This window comes from Acidocella sp. C78 (assembly GCF_907164655.1).
This window is the reverse complement of sequence record NZ_CAJQZK010000085.1, coordinates 1-13,407: the sequence shown is the minus strand read 5'-3', so window position 1 is coordinate 13,407 and position 13,407 is coordinate 1. Positions and strand designations below refer to the sequence as shown.

The window sequence follows — 13,407 nt, the reverse complement described above, 5'->3', positions numbered from 1 at the left end:
CCGCCGGCCGCGGATGATTGAAAAGCCCCCTCAGTCGTCCCGCTGGATGCGTTCCTGCCGCTCGTGGCGTTCCTGCGCCTCGATCGACAATGTCGCGATCGGCCGCGCCATCAGCCGCTTCAGCCCGATCGGCTCGCCGGTTTCCTCGCAATAGCCGTAGGTGCCGGCCTCGATCCGCGCCAGCGCCTGGTCGATCTTGCCGATCAGCTTGCGGGCGCGGTCGCGGGTGCGCAGTTCCAGCGCCCGGTCGGTCTCCACGCTCGCGCGATCGGTGATGTCGGGCTCCAGGATGCCGCCTTCGGACAGGCTGGCGAGGGTCCCGTTCGCCTCCATCAGCAGGTCGTGCCGCCAGCGGAGCAGCCTCTGCCGGAAGAACTCGACCTGGGTCGGGTTCATGAACTCTTCATCGTCGCTCGGGATGTAGTCCGGTGCAAGAGTAATTAACATGAATGTCAGTTCCTCCAACGCACGGGCCCCGGGGTCGGTATGGGTGAGGCCACAGGTTGGCGGCTTATACCCGTGCCGCCCGCCGCCGCCAAGGGCGGAGAGGCTGCAATTCACCTTATAGTCACAACCTTCCGTGGCGGGCGAGTTCGACCCGCGCGCGCAGGCGGATCGCGCCGACGATGGCGCGCAGCGCCGGGTCGGCCGGAAGCTCGATCTCCGCCGCGCTCCGCGCCAGCGCGTCGAGATCGGGCGCGGTGCCGCCCAGCACTGCCCGTTGCAGCGCGGCCAGCGCGCCGAGCGCGCGTTCGCCGCCGCGCCGCGCCGCGCCCTGCCGGCGGGCCTCGCCGCTCTCGTCCTGCAGCCCGATCAGCGCGGCGACGCTGACCGGCGCGAGCGCGGGGGTTTCCTGCTGCGCCGGGGCGGCGAGGCTGAAGCTCTCGCCGGCCGGCCTCGCCTTGCCGCCGCGCGCGGTGCCGCCGATGCCGCCCGGCCCGCCCAGTCCTGCAATCCGTGTCATTCCCGCCTCCTCGCGCCCCATGCCGGCGCGCAGCTTTCATCCGGCCAGACCGTCTCTTAGCTGCAAAGTATTAACCTTTTCCTGCGAAACTCCACCGCGTGACCAAAATGATCGCGCCCGATGACCCGAAATTTCCTTGATATCTGTTGCTGCGGCCGGCATCGCTGGCGCGCCGCGATGCTGCTGCTCTGGGCAGCGTGCTATCTGCTGTTCGCCTGCGCGCGCCCGGCCTTCGCCGAGGTGCGGATCAAGGACATCACCGACATCCAGGGGGTCCGCAACAACCAGCTCGTCGGCTACGGCCTGGTCGTCGGGCTCAAGGGCACCGGCGATTCGCTCAACAACTCGGTCTTCACCCGCCAGTCGCTGATCGGCATGCTCGAACGCCTCGGCGTCAACACCCAGAGCCAGGCGGCGAACCTGCAAACCAAGGACATCGCCGCCGTCATGGTCACGGCGAACCTGCCCGCCTTCGTCCATAGCGGCGAGACGATCGACGTCACCGTCTCGGCGATGGGCGACGCGACCGACCTGACCGGCGGCACGCTGCTCGTCACCCCGCTGCTCGGCGCCGATGGCCGGGTCTATGCCGTGGCCCAGGGCTCGCTGGTCACCGGCGCGATCCAGGCGGCGGGGGCGAATGCCTCCTTCACCCAGGGCGTGCCCACCGTCGGCCGGATCACCAACGGCGCCATCGTCGAGCGTTCGGTCAATTTCAAGCTGGCCTCGCAGAAACAGCCCAAGCTCGAACTGCGCAACCCCGATTTCACCACCGCGATGCGCATCGCCCGCGTCATCAACGAGCGTCTCGGCCCCGGCATCGCCACGGTCGATGATCCGCGCACCATCACCCTCGATCTCGAGGGCCGCAACGTCGTGCAGAATCTCGCCGATATCGAGGATCTGCGCGTCCAGCCCTCCACGCCCGCGGTCGTCGTGGTCGACGAGGCGACGGGCACGATCGTGATGGGCGCGAATGTGCGCATCAGCACCGTCGCGATCGACGAGGGCAACATCACCGTGACCGTGAAGAACACCCCGGTGGTCAGCCAGCCCAACCCGCTGGCCGGCGGCAACACGGTCTCGACCGCGCAGACCTCGATTTCCGTCAAGAAGGGCAAGGGCAAGAGAATGGATATCGTCCAGGGCAATATCAGCCTGCAACAGCTGGTCTCCAGCCTGAACGCGCTCGGCGTCGCGCCGCACGACATGATCAGCATCCTCCAGGCGATCAAGGCGGCCGGCGCCCTGCAGGCGCGGCTGGTCGTGCAATGACCCTGACCCCGCTCGCAGGCCCCGCCGGCGCCGCGCTCGATCCGCTCACCCGGCCCGTCGCGACCCCGCCCGCCCGCGGCACCGCGCCGATGAGCGATCAGGCCATCGTCCACGCCGCCCACAAATTCGAGGCGATGGCGATCGCCCAGCTGCTCAAGCCGATGTTCGCCTCCGCCGGCTCCGCAGCGGCGCCGTTCAGCGGCGGCGCGGTCGAGAAATCGTTCCGTCCCTTCTTCATCGACGCGGTCGCGAAATCGATCGAGGCGCGCGGCGGACTCGGCCTCGCGCCGATGATCGAAAAGGCGCTCCTCGCCGAGCGCGACAGCACCAAACCCCAGCCCGCCGCCTCCGCCTCCGTCCCGAGTCCATCCCCATCTCCATCCCCATCCCCAGGAACCGGCTCATGAACACCGAAGCCTCGGCTCGCGGCCCCATCGCCGCCGCCAACGCCCTCGCCGCCGTCCTCGAAGAGGAAAACCGCCTCCTCTCCCTGCAGGATTTCGCCTCCAGCGCCACTCTGGAAGCGGCGAAGCGCGGCGCCATCGCCGATTTCGAGGCCGCCTTCGAAACCGGCGCGGCGCTGCCGCCGCGCGAGCGCCGGCAGGCCGAGGCGGCGCAGCGTCGCCTTGACACGGCGATCAGCGCCAACGGCGCGCTTCTGCGCGGTGCGATCGAGACCCAGCAGCGCGTGATCCGCACGATCATGCAGGCGCTCGACACCAGCCGCGCCGCGGTCGAGCCGCTGCAATCCTACGCGCAGGACGCCGCCGGCCGCCCGGTTGCGCCGGTCGCCTTCAGCCTGCGCGCCTGATCCAGCCGCGTCTCCTCCCAACGCGTATCTCTGGCCAGATCGGGCCGGCTGTGGCATGGCCCGGGCATGAAGCTGATCCTGATCACGGAAGCCCCGTTCGACTCGGTGACCGGGGCCTCGTTCTACCATCGCCGCCTGCTCGCCGCCTGGCGCGAGGCGGGCGGCGGCGCCGAGATCTTCGCGCTCGATCAACCGGTCGGCGCCGATTTCGCCGATCGTCTGCGGCCGGATGGCCCGATCCTGCTGGAGGGCGCGGCCTTCGCCCATGCCCGCGCCGCGATCCCGGCGCTGCAGGCGCGCGGCGCCTTCGCCCTCATCCATCACCCGACCTCGCTCGAGCCCGGCACGCCAGAAGAGCTGCGGCAGGCCTTCAAGGCGCTGGAGCGGGAGGCGCTGCCCGGCTTCGCCCGGGTCATCGCCGCGAGCGCGCCGATCGCCGGGCGCCTGTCCGCCGAATTCGGCGTGCTGAGCGACCGGATCAGCGTTCTCGTCCCGGGAACCGACCGCTACGAATGCCGCACGCTCAACCCGGTCCTGCCCGATGGCAGCCCGTGCACCGTGCTCTCCCTCGGCACGCTGACCTATCGCAAGGGGCATGACGTCCTGATCCGCGCGCTCGCCTCGCTGCACGATCTCGACTGGCGGCTGGTGATCGCCGGCGAAATGCGCGACCCGGCCTATGCCGAGGGGCTCGACCGGCTTGCCGCCGAGCTTGGCGTCGCCAGCCAGGTGGAGCGGCGCGGGCCGCTCGCCGGCAGCGCGCTCGAGGCCGCCTGGGCCGAAGCCGATCTCTTCGCCCTCGCCACAAGGTTCGAGGGGTTCGGCATGGCGATCGCCGAGGCGATGGCGCGGGGTCTGCCGGTCGCCATCACCGAGGGTGGCGCGGCCGGCGAACTGGTGCCGACCGGTGCCGGAATCGTCGCCCCGGTGGATGACGTGGCCCAGCTCGGCAAGGCGATGCGCCGGCTCGTCTTCAGCCCCGCTTTGCGCGCGCAGATGGGAGCCATCGCCTGGCAACACGCGCGCGGCCTGCCGAACTGGCCCGAGCAGGCCCGGGCGCTGCGGCACCTCGCAACGTCCTGACCGGCGCAGCCCCCCGAGGCTTCACTCCGCCCGCCGGTCCATCCGGTCGGCATCGCCGTGCAGCAGGTGGAAGAGCTGCCGGCGCAGGCAGTCGAAGGTGAAGGGCTTGCGCAGCGTCGCCGTCCGCCCCCCCGCCTTGTGCCCCGTCGCCCCGGCGAGGCCGGTGACGAACAGAACCGGCAGGTCCGGCCGCATCTGCCGCGCGCGGGCGGCGAGGGCGAGCCCGTTCATCGCGCCGGGCAGGCCGATATCGGCGATCAGCAGCCCGATCGCCGCATCCGCGCGCAGCCAGTCGAGGCCGGATTCGGCGTCCGCCGCCTGCCGCACGGCGAATCCCTGCTCGCCCAGCATGTCGGCCAGCAGCGTCCGCAGCGCATCCTCGTCATCGACGATCAGCACGACATCGCGCCCCGCCGGCAGCCATGCCGCGTGCGGCGCCGAATCGCCCGCCGCCGCCGCCTCTCCTGTCGTCGCCGCCGCCGAGGCGTCCGGGGCAGGGCAGGGGATGAACAGGCTGACCCTTGTGCCCTCGCCGATCCGGCTGGCGATCTCGACATGCCCGCCCGATTGCTGGACGAAGCCATAGACCATCGACAGGCCGAGCCCGGTGCCCTGGCCGGCGGGCTTGGTGGTGAAGAAGGGTTCGAAAGCCTGTGCCAGCACCGTCTCCGTCATCCCGCAGCCGGTATCGGCGATGCCGATCCGCACATACGCCCCGGCCTTCCGGCTCTGGCCGCGCGGCGGCGGGCCCAGCGCCGCGTTCGCCGCGTCCAGCGTCAGCACCCCGCCCTCCGGCATGGCGTCGCGCGCGTTGATCGCGAGGTTGAGCAGCGCGTTCTCCAGCTGGTTGCGGTCGCAGAAGCCGGGCCGGATATCCGGCGGGCACGATGTCCGCACCGCGATCGCCGGGCCGGCCATGCGGTCGATCAGCTCGCGCATGTCCTCGATCAGCGCGCCGATATCGATCACGTCCGGCGCCAGCGTCTGCCGGCGCGCGAACGCGAGCAGGCGCTGGGTGAGCCCGGCGGCGCGGGATGCGGCGCTGCGCGCGCCTTCGAGATACGACCGCGCGGCCTCGGTCTCGCCCTGTTCGAGCCGTGCCGCGAGCATGTCGAGATTGCCGAGGATTCCGGTCAGGATATTGTTGAAATCGTGCGAGATCCCGCCGGTCATCTGGCCGATGGCGTCCATCTTGTGCGCCTGCCGCAGCTCCGCCTCCACCGCCTCGCGCCCGCGCATCTGCGCCGTGGTGTCGCGCAGCACGACATGCGCGCCGTCGATCCGCCCGGCGCCATCGATGATCGGCACCGAGGACAGGCTCAGCCAGATCCGCTCCGGCGTGCCGTCCCGGTCGGCGACGAGGCAGTGATCCGACAGGATCACGCAGTCGCCCGCAAGGGTGCGGCCGAGAATGTCGCGAACCAGCCGCCGCACACCGCCCGGCGCCTCGCGCGCCGTCCGCCCGAGGCTGCGCGGATGCCACCGCCCCAGCAGCGCGGCGCAGGCGTCGTTATAGATCAGCACGCCCTCGCGCCCCCACATGGTGGCGATGGCGGTATCCGAGGCGCAGATCAGCTCGATCCGGCGGCGGCGGATCGCCGGCCACGACCCGATCGGCCCGAGCGCCGTTGTCTCCCAGTCGAACGCCTCGATCAGCGCGCGCAGCGGCGTCGGCGCGGCTGTCGCCGGCTGCCGCGCGCGCGTCAGGGTCAGCGGAATGGAACCGGCCGTCATGTCCTGCTCGCCTCCATCCTGCGATGCGGGCCAATCCCGCCGCAGGCCTGCCGTCATCGGAATTGCCGTCCAGCCGCGGCGTTCGCGGTCCGGCCGGGTCTCAAGCGCGGTCGCGATGCGCCAGGCACCCGTCCGTGACACCCAGTATATGAGACAAATTTGAAATATTACAAATTAATTAGATAAATTTTAATAAATACCGAATCCCTGCCGCCGGTCCCGCCCCGCCCGCCGCCTTACTCGCCGATCAGCCCGGCTTTTTCGGCGGCGCGGCCATAAAGGAACGTCCACAGCATCAGCAGCCCGATCGTCGCATAGCCGACGACCGGCCCGACGATGAGAAACTGCCCGACCGGCAGCGAAAACACCAGAACGCTGCGCACCGCCGTCTCCGCCACCAGCCCGACGCCCCAGACGATCGTCATCACGCTCATCACCCGCCGGAATCCCGGCTGGTCGCGATGCGCCTCGAATTCCGCGCTGTCCTCGGCCGATTGCCGCTTCAGGCTGGCGCTGGCGAGCACATAGATCAGCGGCCGGCGGATCAGCGCCGAGCCGATGAACACGAGGCCGATCAGCCCGGTGATCAGCGATTCCCGCATCAGCAGCAGCTTGGGCGAGCCGCCGAGCGCGAAGCCGAGCAGCGACAGCGCGATGCCGCCCAGCACCATCACCGAAATCGCGTCCACCCGCCGGTGGCGGGCGAATTCCACGAGACTCCACACGATCGGCGGCGCGGCCGAGGCCATGATGGCGTGAATCTCGCCGATATGCAGCTTGCTGAAGTGATAGACCGTCCAGGGCAGCAGGAAATTGAACAGAATCTCCAGCGCCATCATGACGCGCTTGCGGGTGACGATGCCCGTCATCGCAGGATGTCCGCGCCTTCGAGGAGCTGAGCCGTCGAGCGGCCGATCTCGTCCGCCGCCAGCGCCTCCGCCCGGCCGCCGAGATGGGTCGCGAGGAAATGCTCGGTGATCGCGTTGAAGGCGATGCTGTTCTCCGGCCGCGCGAAGCCGTGCCCCTCGTCGGGGAACAGGACGTAGGTGACGGGAATGCCCTTTTCCTTCAGCGCCGCCACCATCTGGTCGGATTCCGCCTGGTTCACCCGCGGGTCGTTCGCCCCCTGGCCGATCAGCAGCGGCCGGGCGAGGTGCGCGGCAAGGTGAACCGGCGAGCGCTCGCGCAGCAGCGCCGCCCCCTCCGGCGTTGCCGGGTCGCCGAGCGCGCGGGTGAAGATGCTGCGCCCCGCCTCCCAATAGGGCGGAATGGTGGCGAGCAGGGTTTCGAGATTGGACGGGCCGACAATATCCACCCCGCAGGCATAGCGCTCGGGGTGCCGGGTCATCGCGGCGAGCGTCGCATAGCCGCCATAGGAGCCGCCCATGATCGCGATCCGGTCCGGATCGGCGATGCCCTGGCCGATCGCCCAGTCCACCGCGTCCAGCAGGTCGTCATCCATCGCCCGGCCCCATTCGCGGTCGCCGGCCGTGAGGAACGCCTTGCCGAACCCGGTCGAGGCCCGGAAATTGACCGAGAGCACGGCATAGCCCCGATTGGCCAGCCACTGGTGATACGGGTTGAACCCGAAGGAATCCCGCGCCCACGGCCCGCCATGCACCAGCAGCACCAGCGGGCGCGGCGCCGCGCCCGCATCCGGCGGCACGGTGAGGTAGGAGACGAGGGACAGACCGTCCCGTGCGGCGATCACCACCGGGCGCATCGGCGCGAGCGGGGCGGCGGCGAGGTCGGGCCGCGTGTCGTAGAGTTTTTCGAGCTGGCGGTTCTCGCGGTCATACAGCCAGGCGACGCCGGGCGCCGTGTCCGAGGCGGCGCCGACGATCCAGAACCGGTCGTCCTCGCTGCGCGACTGGATGCCCCAATCGCCGATCCCGGCAGCATCCAGCGCGTCGAGATCCGGCTGGATCGCGGGGTCGAGCGCCACGTAGCGGTTGCGCTCGTAATTCACCCCATAGGCGAGCGGCGTGTTCTCGTGCGGCCGGACGATGATTTCGCCGATATCCGCCCGCGCATCCTCGGCGAGCAGCGTGGCCGCGCCGGTCTCGAGGTCGAGGCGGAAGAGTGCTGCGGTATCGCGCCCGGCGCTGCTCAGCATCAGCGTCGTCCGCCCATCGGCGGTGAACAGGCCGAGCACGCCCGAGGTCATCGCGTCTTCCGGCGCGAAGCGCATGAACGGCGCCCAGCCGCCGGCGCCATCCGGGCGCAGCACCGTCTGGCTGCCATCGCCCTCCAGCCGCGCGGCGAGGCGCAGGGTGAAATCCTCGTCCACATCGAAGCCGGCGAGGCCGGGATTCTCCGCGATCATCGTCGCCCGCCCGGTCGCGATCTCGATCCGGTAGAGATCCGGCCATTGCGGATCGCGCGCGTTGTGGCTGACCACCGCCTCGCCGGGATGGCGGCGGGAGAGCTTGACGATACCCGCCTGGATCGGGCCGTGCGGCGTCAGGTCGCGCATCGCGCCGGTCTCGCGGTCGACGGCGTGGAGATGGAAATTCTCATCCCCGTCATTGTCCTTGACCACGAGCAGATGCCGCCCGTCATGCGCCCAGGCGTAGCCCGGAATGCCGCGCCGCCGCTCGTCGGTCAGCGGCCGCGCCGCGTCGATCCGCCCGCGCGGGGCGACGAACAGGTTCATCACCCCGTCGCGCGGCGCGAGAAAGGCGATCGCGCCGCCATCGGGGCTGATCTGCGCCCCCGCCCGGCGCGGATTGCCGAACAGGGCGGCGCGCGGAATGAGGGGCAGGGCGGTGGTGTCTGTCGTGCGGTCCATGCGGACTTCCTATCGGAGATCGCGTCGCGGCGAAACCGCCGCGCCCCGTCAGTGCGGCGAAACCGCCGCGCCCCGTCAGTGCGGCGAAACCGCCGCGCCCCGTCAGTGCGGCGAAACCGCCGCGCCCCGTCAGTGCGGCGAAACCGCCGCGCCCCGTTTCAGTGCAGCCGGTCGAGCCGCAGCCGCTCGCGCCCGTCGGTCAGCCGTCGCGCCGCGAAATAGGCCGCCCCCACGGCGGCGATGCCGGTCGCCCCGGCGAGCAGGAACATCAGCATGATCTGGTATTTCACCGCCGCAACCGGCGACAGCCCGGCCAGGATCTGCCCGGTCATGATGCCGGGCAGCGTCACCAGCCCGGCGGCGGACATGGTGTTGACGATCGGCAGCATCCCCCGGCGCACCGCCTCGCGGAGCAGCGGGCGCATCGCGTCGCGGAAACTCGTCCCGAGGGCGAGCTGCGCCTCGATCGCGGCGCGTTCGCGCGTCACCGCCGAGAGCAGCGCGTCGAGCGAGAGCGAGGCGGCGTTGAGCGCGTTGCCGAGCATGATCCCGGCGAGCGGAATCGCATAGCGCGCGGCATACCACGGTTCCGGGCGGATCGCGGTGGCCAGCGCGAAAATCGCGGTGATGAAGGTGGCCAGCGCCACCGCCGAGAGCCCGGCGATCTGGTTGCCATGGCGCGCGAGCCGCCGCTCCGGCCGTGCCGCGACCTCGCGCCCCGCGATCGCGACCATCAGCAGGATGATGCCGAGCGTGAGCAGCGGCGCCTCGGCGGCGAACACGAAGCGGAGCAGAAACCCGATCAGCAGCAGCTGCACCGCGCAGCGCGCCGCCGCGACCAGCAATTGCCGGTGCAGCCGGAGGCCGAGCAGCACCGAGGCCAGCGCGTCCACCAGCACGAGCGAGGCGGCGATCAGCAGATCCGCCGGGGTCAGGTCGATCGGGGTCATGCGAGGTTCAGCCGCCCGGCTTCGAGATGCATCCGCTGCGCGCCGAGTCGCTGCGCCTGCGCCTCGTCATGCGTCACCATCACGATCGCGGTGCCGGCGGCGAGCCGCAGCGCCAGCAGCGCTTCGACCAGCGCGGTCGCCTTCGGATCGAGCGCGCCGGTTGGCTCGTCGAGCAGCAGCACATCCGGCCGCGGCAGGATGGTGCGGATCAGCGCGAGGCGCATCCGCTCGCCGGTCGACAGCCGGTGGATCGTCTGGTCGAGCAGCGCCGGTGCCAGGGCGAGCGAGGGCATCATCGCCTCGGCCGCCGCGCGGTCGGGGAAATGCGCGGCCGCCCTTTCGTGCCACCAGCCCGGCTCGGCCGGCAGATAGGCGACGCGCCGCCGCCAGGACGGTGCCGGCATCGCCGCGCGATCCGCCCCGCCCAGCGTCACCTCTCCCTCATGCGGGTCGAGATCCGCGATCATCCGCAGCAGCACCGACTTGCCCGCACCGGACGGCCCGGTGATCGCCACCGCCGCGCCGCGCCCGAGGGCGAGGTCGAACGGCCCGCCCGCCGCGCCGCGCAACCCGGATGCCACGAGAAATCCCGTCACCGCGTCAGCCGGCGAAGGCGGCGAGCATCCGCGCCTCGGCGCGCATGCCGCGATGAAAGCACCGCATCTCGAATTTCTCGTTCGGGCTGTGGATACGGTCATCGTCCAGCCCGAAGCCGACCAGCAGCGTCTTCAGCCCGAGCTGCCGCTCGAACGCCTCGACCACCGGGATCGACGCGCCGCAGCCGGCCAGCACCGGCGCGCGGCCGAATTCCTGTTCCAGCGCCGCCCGCGCCGCGCGCACGAAGGGCAGATCGACCGGCACGACCAGCCCGGCCGAGGCGCCATGCACCTCGAAACGCGCCGTCGCGTCGGGCAGCAGCCGCGCGTTGACGAAGTCCCTGAACCCCTCGACCACCCTCGCCGGGTCCTGCCCCGGCACCAGGCGGAATGTGAGCTTCGCACCCGCCTCGGCGGGAATCACCGTCTTGGTGCCTTCGCCCTGATAGCCGCCGAAAATCCCGTTGATCTCGGCGGTCGGCCGCGCCCAGTTCTGCTCCAGCGCCGAATAGCCGCGCTCGCCGCTCGCATGGTGCAGGCCCACCCCGCCGAGCCAGGCCGCCGCATCGAACCCGCTCGCCCGCCACGAGGCGAGCACGTCCGCCGGAATGTCGAGAATCCCGTCATAAAACCCCGGAATCGCGATCCGCCCGTCGGCGTCGAACAACTCGCCCAGAATCCGCGTCAGCGCGCGGATCGGGTTGAGCGCCGGCCCGCCGAACAGGCCGGAATGCAGGTCGCGCGCCGGCCCCGAGATCCGTACCTCCACCGCCGCGAGCCCGCGCAGGCTGGTGGTGATCGCCGGGGTCTGCCGGTCCCACATGTTGGTGTCGGCGACGAGCACGAAATCGGCCTTCAGCGCGTCGCGCTCCGCCTCCAGCATGGCGGCGAGCGAGGGGCTGCCGCACTCCTCCTCGCCCTCCAGCAGCACGGTGAGGTTCACCGGCAGGCCGCCCGTCACGTCGAGCCAGGCGCGCACCGCCTCCAGCACCATCATCACCTGGCCCTTGTCGTCCACCGCGCCGCGGGCGATCACCCGCGGCCCCTCGGGATGATCGGCCAGCACCGGGTCGAACGGATCGCTCTCCCACAATTCCAGCGGATCGGCCGGCTGCACGTCGTAATGCCCGTAATACAGCACGGTCGGCGCCTCCGGCCCGGCCTGGTGATGCGTCGCGATCACGCCGGGCAGACCCGCGGTCTCCGACAGCCGTGCCGCGAATCCCATGCCGCCGAGCAGGTCGCGCATGTGCGTCGCGGCGCGCAGGCAATCCGCCCGATGCGGCGAGGCCTCGGTCAGCCCCTGCGCGCTGATCGAGGGAATCCGCAGCAGCTCGAACCAGCGCCCGCGCGCGCTGTCGAGCTGGCTGTCGATATGGGCGAGAACGTCGTCGATCCTGCTGCTCATCGCTTTCCCCTGGTTGCGCCGCAACGATAGGGGAGGGCGGCGGGCCGGAAAAGGCCGGCGGCGTCAGGCCAGCCGGTCGATCGCCTCGGCCAGCCGGATATCGCGCGCCGAAAGCCCGCCCGCATCGTGGGTCGAGAGCAGGATCGACACCCGGTTGTAAACGTTCGACCATTCCGGGTGATGGTCATGCGCCTCGGCCAGCAATGCGACCCGGGTCATGAAGGCGAAGGCCTCCGAGAAATTCGCGAAGGCGAAGCGCCGCTCGATCGCGTCGCGGTCCTTCGCCAGCGCCCATTCCGGCAACAGGTCGACAAGGGCGGCGCGTTCGGCATCGGTCAGGCGGGGGATCATGTCGGGTCTCCTTGCGGTGAGAGGGCGGCGGCGAAGGCGTCGCGCAGGGCGGGGATCACCTCGGTCTCGAACCAGGGCCGCCGCGCCGCCCAGGCCCGGGTCCGCCAGGAGGGGTGCGGCAGCGCAAACCGCGCGGGCAGGTGGGCGGCGAAGCCGCGCACCCGCGCCTCCATCGATCCCTTGCCGAGATGATAAAGAATCGCGTGGCTGCCGACCAGCAGCGTGAGGCGGATCGCCGGCATCGCCGCGCGCAGCCGCCCCTGCCACAGCCTGCCGCATTCCGGCCGGGGCGGCGCGTCGCCGCCGCGCGCCAGCCGTCCCGGATAGCACAGCCCCATCGGCACGATCGCGATCCGGCTGTCGTCATAGAATGTGGCGCGATCGATGCCGAGCCAGTCGCGCAGCCGGTCGCCCGAGGGATCGTTCCAGGGAATCCCGCTCGCGTGAACCTTCGTCCCCGGCGCCTGTCCGATGATCAGCACGCGCGCCGTCGCCGAGATGCGGAACACCGGGCGCGGGCCGAGCGGCAGCGATGCGGCGCAGACGGTGCAGGCCCGCGCCGCGGCGGCCACCGCCTCGATCGTCTCGCCCGCCGCGCCGCCCCCCTCCGCCACGCCAGGGCCGGCGGCCGCGATCATGCCTCGAACCGGGCGATCTTCCAGTCCTCCGGCTCGGCGGCGGCGGCGCGATACCAGGCATCGACCAGCTCATGCCCCCGCACTGCGGCGATATAGGCCGCGGTCGCCGCCGAGACCTTCGGCCGGTAGGTCAGCAGCCGCGAGACCACCGGCGCATACATCGCATCCGCCCCGGTCAGCGTCGCGCCGAACAGGAACGGCCCGCCGGCGCCGAAACGCGCCCGCGTCTCCGCCCAGATCGCCTCGATCCGGTCGAGATCGGCGCGCACCGCCGCCGCCGGCTCGGCGGGCGGCAGCGTGCGCGTGCAGTTCATCGGCATGCCGAGGCGGAGGTCGCGGAACCCGGAATGCATCTCGGCGGCGATGGCGCGGGCATGGGCGCGGGCGATGCGCGCCGCCGGCCAGATCCGCGGCGCGATCTCGGCGCAATACTCGATGATGGCGAGGCTGTCCCACACGCGCGCGCCCGCGTGTTCGAGGAACGGAACCATGCCCGAGGGCGAGACGGCCTTGACCGCCGGGGTATGCCCGCCGGCCAGCGGGATCACCCGCTCCTCCGCCGCGAGCCCGGCGAGCCGCACCGCCAGCCACCCGCGCAGCGACCACGAGGAATAGCGGCGGCTGCCGATATACAGGATGGATGAGCTGTCGTTCATGGCCGAAGCCTAGAGCATCATCCGATCAGATGGAATCATCTGATCGAAAAAAGATGCTCGATTTATCAATATAATAGAGCACTACATCCGATCCAACCGGATCGGATGTAGTGCTCTAGCCCGGATGCAGCCGCCCCGCCATATCCGCCG

At 70.9% G+C, this 13,407-nt stretch carries 15 protein-coding genes; 4 read left to right on the top strand and 11 right to left on the bottom strand.

The genetic code is table 11. The features are described from left to right. Positions 1-30 precede the first annotated feature (30 nt). Together dksA and ACIDOCELLA78_RS91445 are read right to left on the bottom strand one after the other, a co-directional pair. Positions 31-447 (bottom strand): RNA polymerase-binding protein DksA, encoded by a 417-nt coding sequence (dksA, locus tag ACIDOCELLA78_RS91450; RefSeq protein ID WP_201729099.1) that lies wholly within the window; start codon positions 445-447, stop codon positions 31-33. 121 nt (positions 448-568) lie between these two features. Then, a complete protein-coding gene (locus ACIDOCELLA78_RS91445; protein WP_201729098.1) occupies positions 569-964 on the bottom strand; it encodes a flagellar assembly protein FliX in 396 nt (131 codons plus the stop codon). A 120-nt stretch (positions 965-1,084) separates the two neighbouring features. On the opposite strand from ACIDOCELLA78_RS91445, the gene ACIDOCELLA78_RS91440 reads away from it, so the two are divergent. The 4 genes from ACIDOCELLA78_RS91440 (at position 1,085) to ACIDOCELLA78_RS91425 (ending at position 4,133) form a co-directional block, all read left to right on the top strand. Then, a complete protein-coding gene (locus ACIDOCELLA78_RS91440) occupies positions 1,085-2,239 on the top strand; it encodes a flagellar basal body P-ring protein FlgI (protein ID WP_201729097.1) in 1,155 nt (384 codons plus the stop codon). Next, entirely contained in the window at positions 2,236-2,646 is a 411-nt protein-coding gene (locus tag ACIDOCELLA78_RS91435; protein WP_201729096.1) for a rod-binding protein, read from the top strand. The genes ACIDOCELLA78_RS91440 and ACIDOCELLA78_RS91435 overlap by 4 nt, the downstream gene beginning before the upstream one ends. Beyond that, entirely contained in the window at positions 2,643-3,050 is a 408-nt protein-coding gene (locus ACIDOCELLA78_RS91430) for a hypothetical protein (protein WP_201729095.1), read from the top strand. Before ACIDOCELLA78_RS91435 ends, ACIDOCELLA78_RS91430 begins: the two co-directional genes overlap by 4 nt. Positions 3,051-3,116: 66 nt before the next feature. Further along, positions 3,117-4,133 (top strand): glycosyltransferase family 4 protein, encoded by a 1,017-nt coding sequence (locus tag ACIDOCELLA78_RS91425; protein WP_201729094.1) that lies wholly within the window; start codon positions 3,117-3,119, stop codon positions 4,131-4,133. Between the two features lie 21 nt (positions 4,134-4,154). Here ACIDOCELLA78_RS91425 and ACIDOCELLA78_RS91420 read toward each other — a convergent pair whose 3' ends face one another. From ACIDOCELLA78_RS91420 to ACIDOCELLA78_RS91380, 9 genes are all read right to left on the bottom strand, one after another. Further along, positions 4,155-6,008, bottom strand: a complete 1,854-nt coding sequence (locus ACIDOCELLA78_RS91420; RefSeq protein ID WP_249676156.1) for an ATP-binding protein — start codon at positions 6,006-6,008, stop codon at positions 4,155-4,157. Between the two features lie 95 nt (positions 6,009-6,103). Beyond that, positions 6,104-6,736 (bottom strand): VC0807 family protein, encoded by a 633-nt coding sequence (locus tag ACIDOCELLA78_RS91415; RefSeq protein WP_201729092.1) that lies wholly within the window; start codon positions 6,734-6,736, stop codon positions 6,104-6,106. After that, a complete protein-coding gene (locus tag ACIDOCELLA78_RS91410; protein WP_201729091.1) occupies positions 6,733-8,658 on the bottom strand; it encodes a S9 family peptidase in 1,926 nt (641 codons plus the stop codon). The genes ACIDOCELLA78_RS91415 and ACIDOCELLA78_RS91410 overlap by 4 nt, the downstream gene beginning before the upstream one ends. A 158-nt stretch (positions 8,659-8,816) precedes the next feature. Beyond that, on the bottom strand, positions 8,817-9,608 hold the full coding sequence (locus ACIDOCELLA78_RS91405; protein WP_201729090.1) for an ABC transporter permease: 792 nt from the start codon (positions 9,606-9,608) through the stop codon (positions 8,817-8,819). Then, positions 9,605-10,204: an ATP-binding cassette domain-containing protein gene (locus ACIDOCELLA78_RS91400; protein ID WP_201729089.1), complete on the bottom strand. Its 600-nt coding sequence runs from the start codon at positions 10,202-10,204 to the stop codon at positions 9,605-9,607. Before ACIDOCELLA78_RS91400 ends, ACIDOCELLA78_RS91405 begins: the two co-directional genes overlap by 4 nt. Positions 10,205-10,208: 4 nt before the next feature. Continuing rightward, on the bottom strand, positions 10,209-11,612 hold the full coding sequence (locus ACIDOCELLA78_RS91395) for a dipeptidase (RefSeq protein WP_201729088.1): 1,404 nt from the start codon (positions 11,610-11,612) through the stop codon (positions 10,209-10,211). A gap of 63 nt (positions 11,613-11,675) precedes the next feature. Further along, on the bottom strand, positions 11,676-11,963 hold the full coding sequence (locus tag ACIDOCELLA78_RS91390; RefSeq protein WP_201729087.1) for a 4a-hydroxytetrahydrobiopterin dehydratase: 288 nt from the start codon (positions 11,961-11,963) through the stop codon (positions 11,676-11,678). Then, on the bottom strand, positions 11,960-12,601 hold the full coding sequence (locus tag ACIDOCELLA78_RS91385; protein WP_201729086.1) for a uracil-DNA glycosylase family protein: 642 nt from the start codon (positions 12,599-12,601) through the stop codon (positions 11,960-11,962). Before ACIDOCELLA78_RS91385 ends, ACIDOCELLA78_RS91390 begins: the two co-directional genes overlap by 4 nt. Then, positions 12,598-13,257 carry a glutathione S-transferase family protein gene (locus ACIDOCELLA78_RS91380; RefSeq protein WP_201729085.1) on the bottom strand — a complete coding sequence of 220 codons (660 nt, stop codon included), beginning with the start codon at positions 13,255-13,257 and terminating at the stop codon, positions 12,598-12,600. Before ACIDOCELLA78_RS91380 ends, ACIDOCELLA78_RS91385 begins: the two co-directional genes overlap by 4 nt. Between the last annotated feature and the right edge of the window lie 150 nt (positions 13,258-13,407).

Bases quoted from the DNA above. Each gene is read 5' to 3' on its own strand.
- ACIDOCELLA78_RS91430 (WP_201729095.1), top strand. From the start codon at position 2,643: ATGAACACCGAAGCCTCGGCTCGCGGCCCCATCGCCGCCGCCAACGCC.
- ACIDOCELLA78_RS91410 (WP_201729091.1), bottom strand. From the start codon at position 8,658: ATGGACCGCACGACAGACACCACCGCCCTGCCCCTCATTCCGCGCGCC.
- ACIDOCELLA78_RS91405 (WP_201729090.1), bottom strand. From the start codon at position 9,608: ATGACCCCGATCGACCTGACCCCGGCGGATCTGCTGATCGCCGCCTCG.
- ACIDOCELLA78_RS91385 (WP_201729086.1), bottom strand. From the start codon at position 12,601: ATGATCGCGGCCGCCGGCCCTGGCGTGGCGGAGGGGGGCGGCGCGGCG.
- ACIDOCELLA78_RS91425 (WP_201729094.1), top strand. From the start codon at position 3,117: ATGAAGCTGATCCTGATCACGGAAGCCCCGTTCGACTCGGTGACCGGG.
- ACIDOCELLA78_RS91390 (WP_201729087.1), bottom strand. From the start codon at position 11,963: ATGATCCCCCGCCTGACCGATGCCGAACGCGCCGCCCTTGTCGACCTG.
- dksA (WP_201729099.1), bottom strand. From the start codon at position 447: ATGTTAATTACTCTTGCACCGGACTACATCCCGAGCGACGATGAAGAG.
- ACIDOCELLA78_RS91440 (WP_201729097.1), top strand. From the start codon at position 1,085: ATGACCCGAAATTTCCTTGATATCTGTTGCTGCGGCCGGCATCGCTGG.
- ACIDOCELLA78_RS91395 (WP_201729088.1), bottom strand. From the start codon at position 11,612: ATGAGCAGCAGGATCGACGACGTTCTCGCCCATATCGACAGCCAGCTC.
- ACIDOCELLA78_RS91380 (WP_201729085.1), bottom strand. From the start codon at position 13,257: ATGAACGACAGCTCATCCATCCTGTATATCGGCAGCCGCCGCTATTCC.
- ACIDOCELLA78_RS91415 (WP_201729092.1), bottom strand. From the start codon at position 6,736: ATGACGGGCATCGTCACCCGCAAGCGCGTCATGATGGCGCTGGAGATT.
- ACIDOCELLA78_RS91435 (WP_201729096.1), top strand. From the start codon at position 2,236: ATGACCCTGACCCCGCTCGCAGGCCCCGCCGGCGCCGCGCTCGATCCG.
- ACIDOCELLA78_RS91445 (WP_201729098.1), bottom strand. From the start codon at position 964: ATGACACGGATTGCAGGACTGGGCGGGCCGGGCGGCATCGGCGGCACC.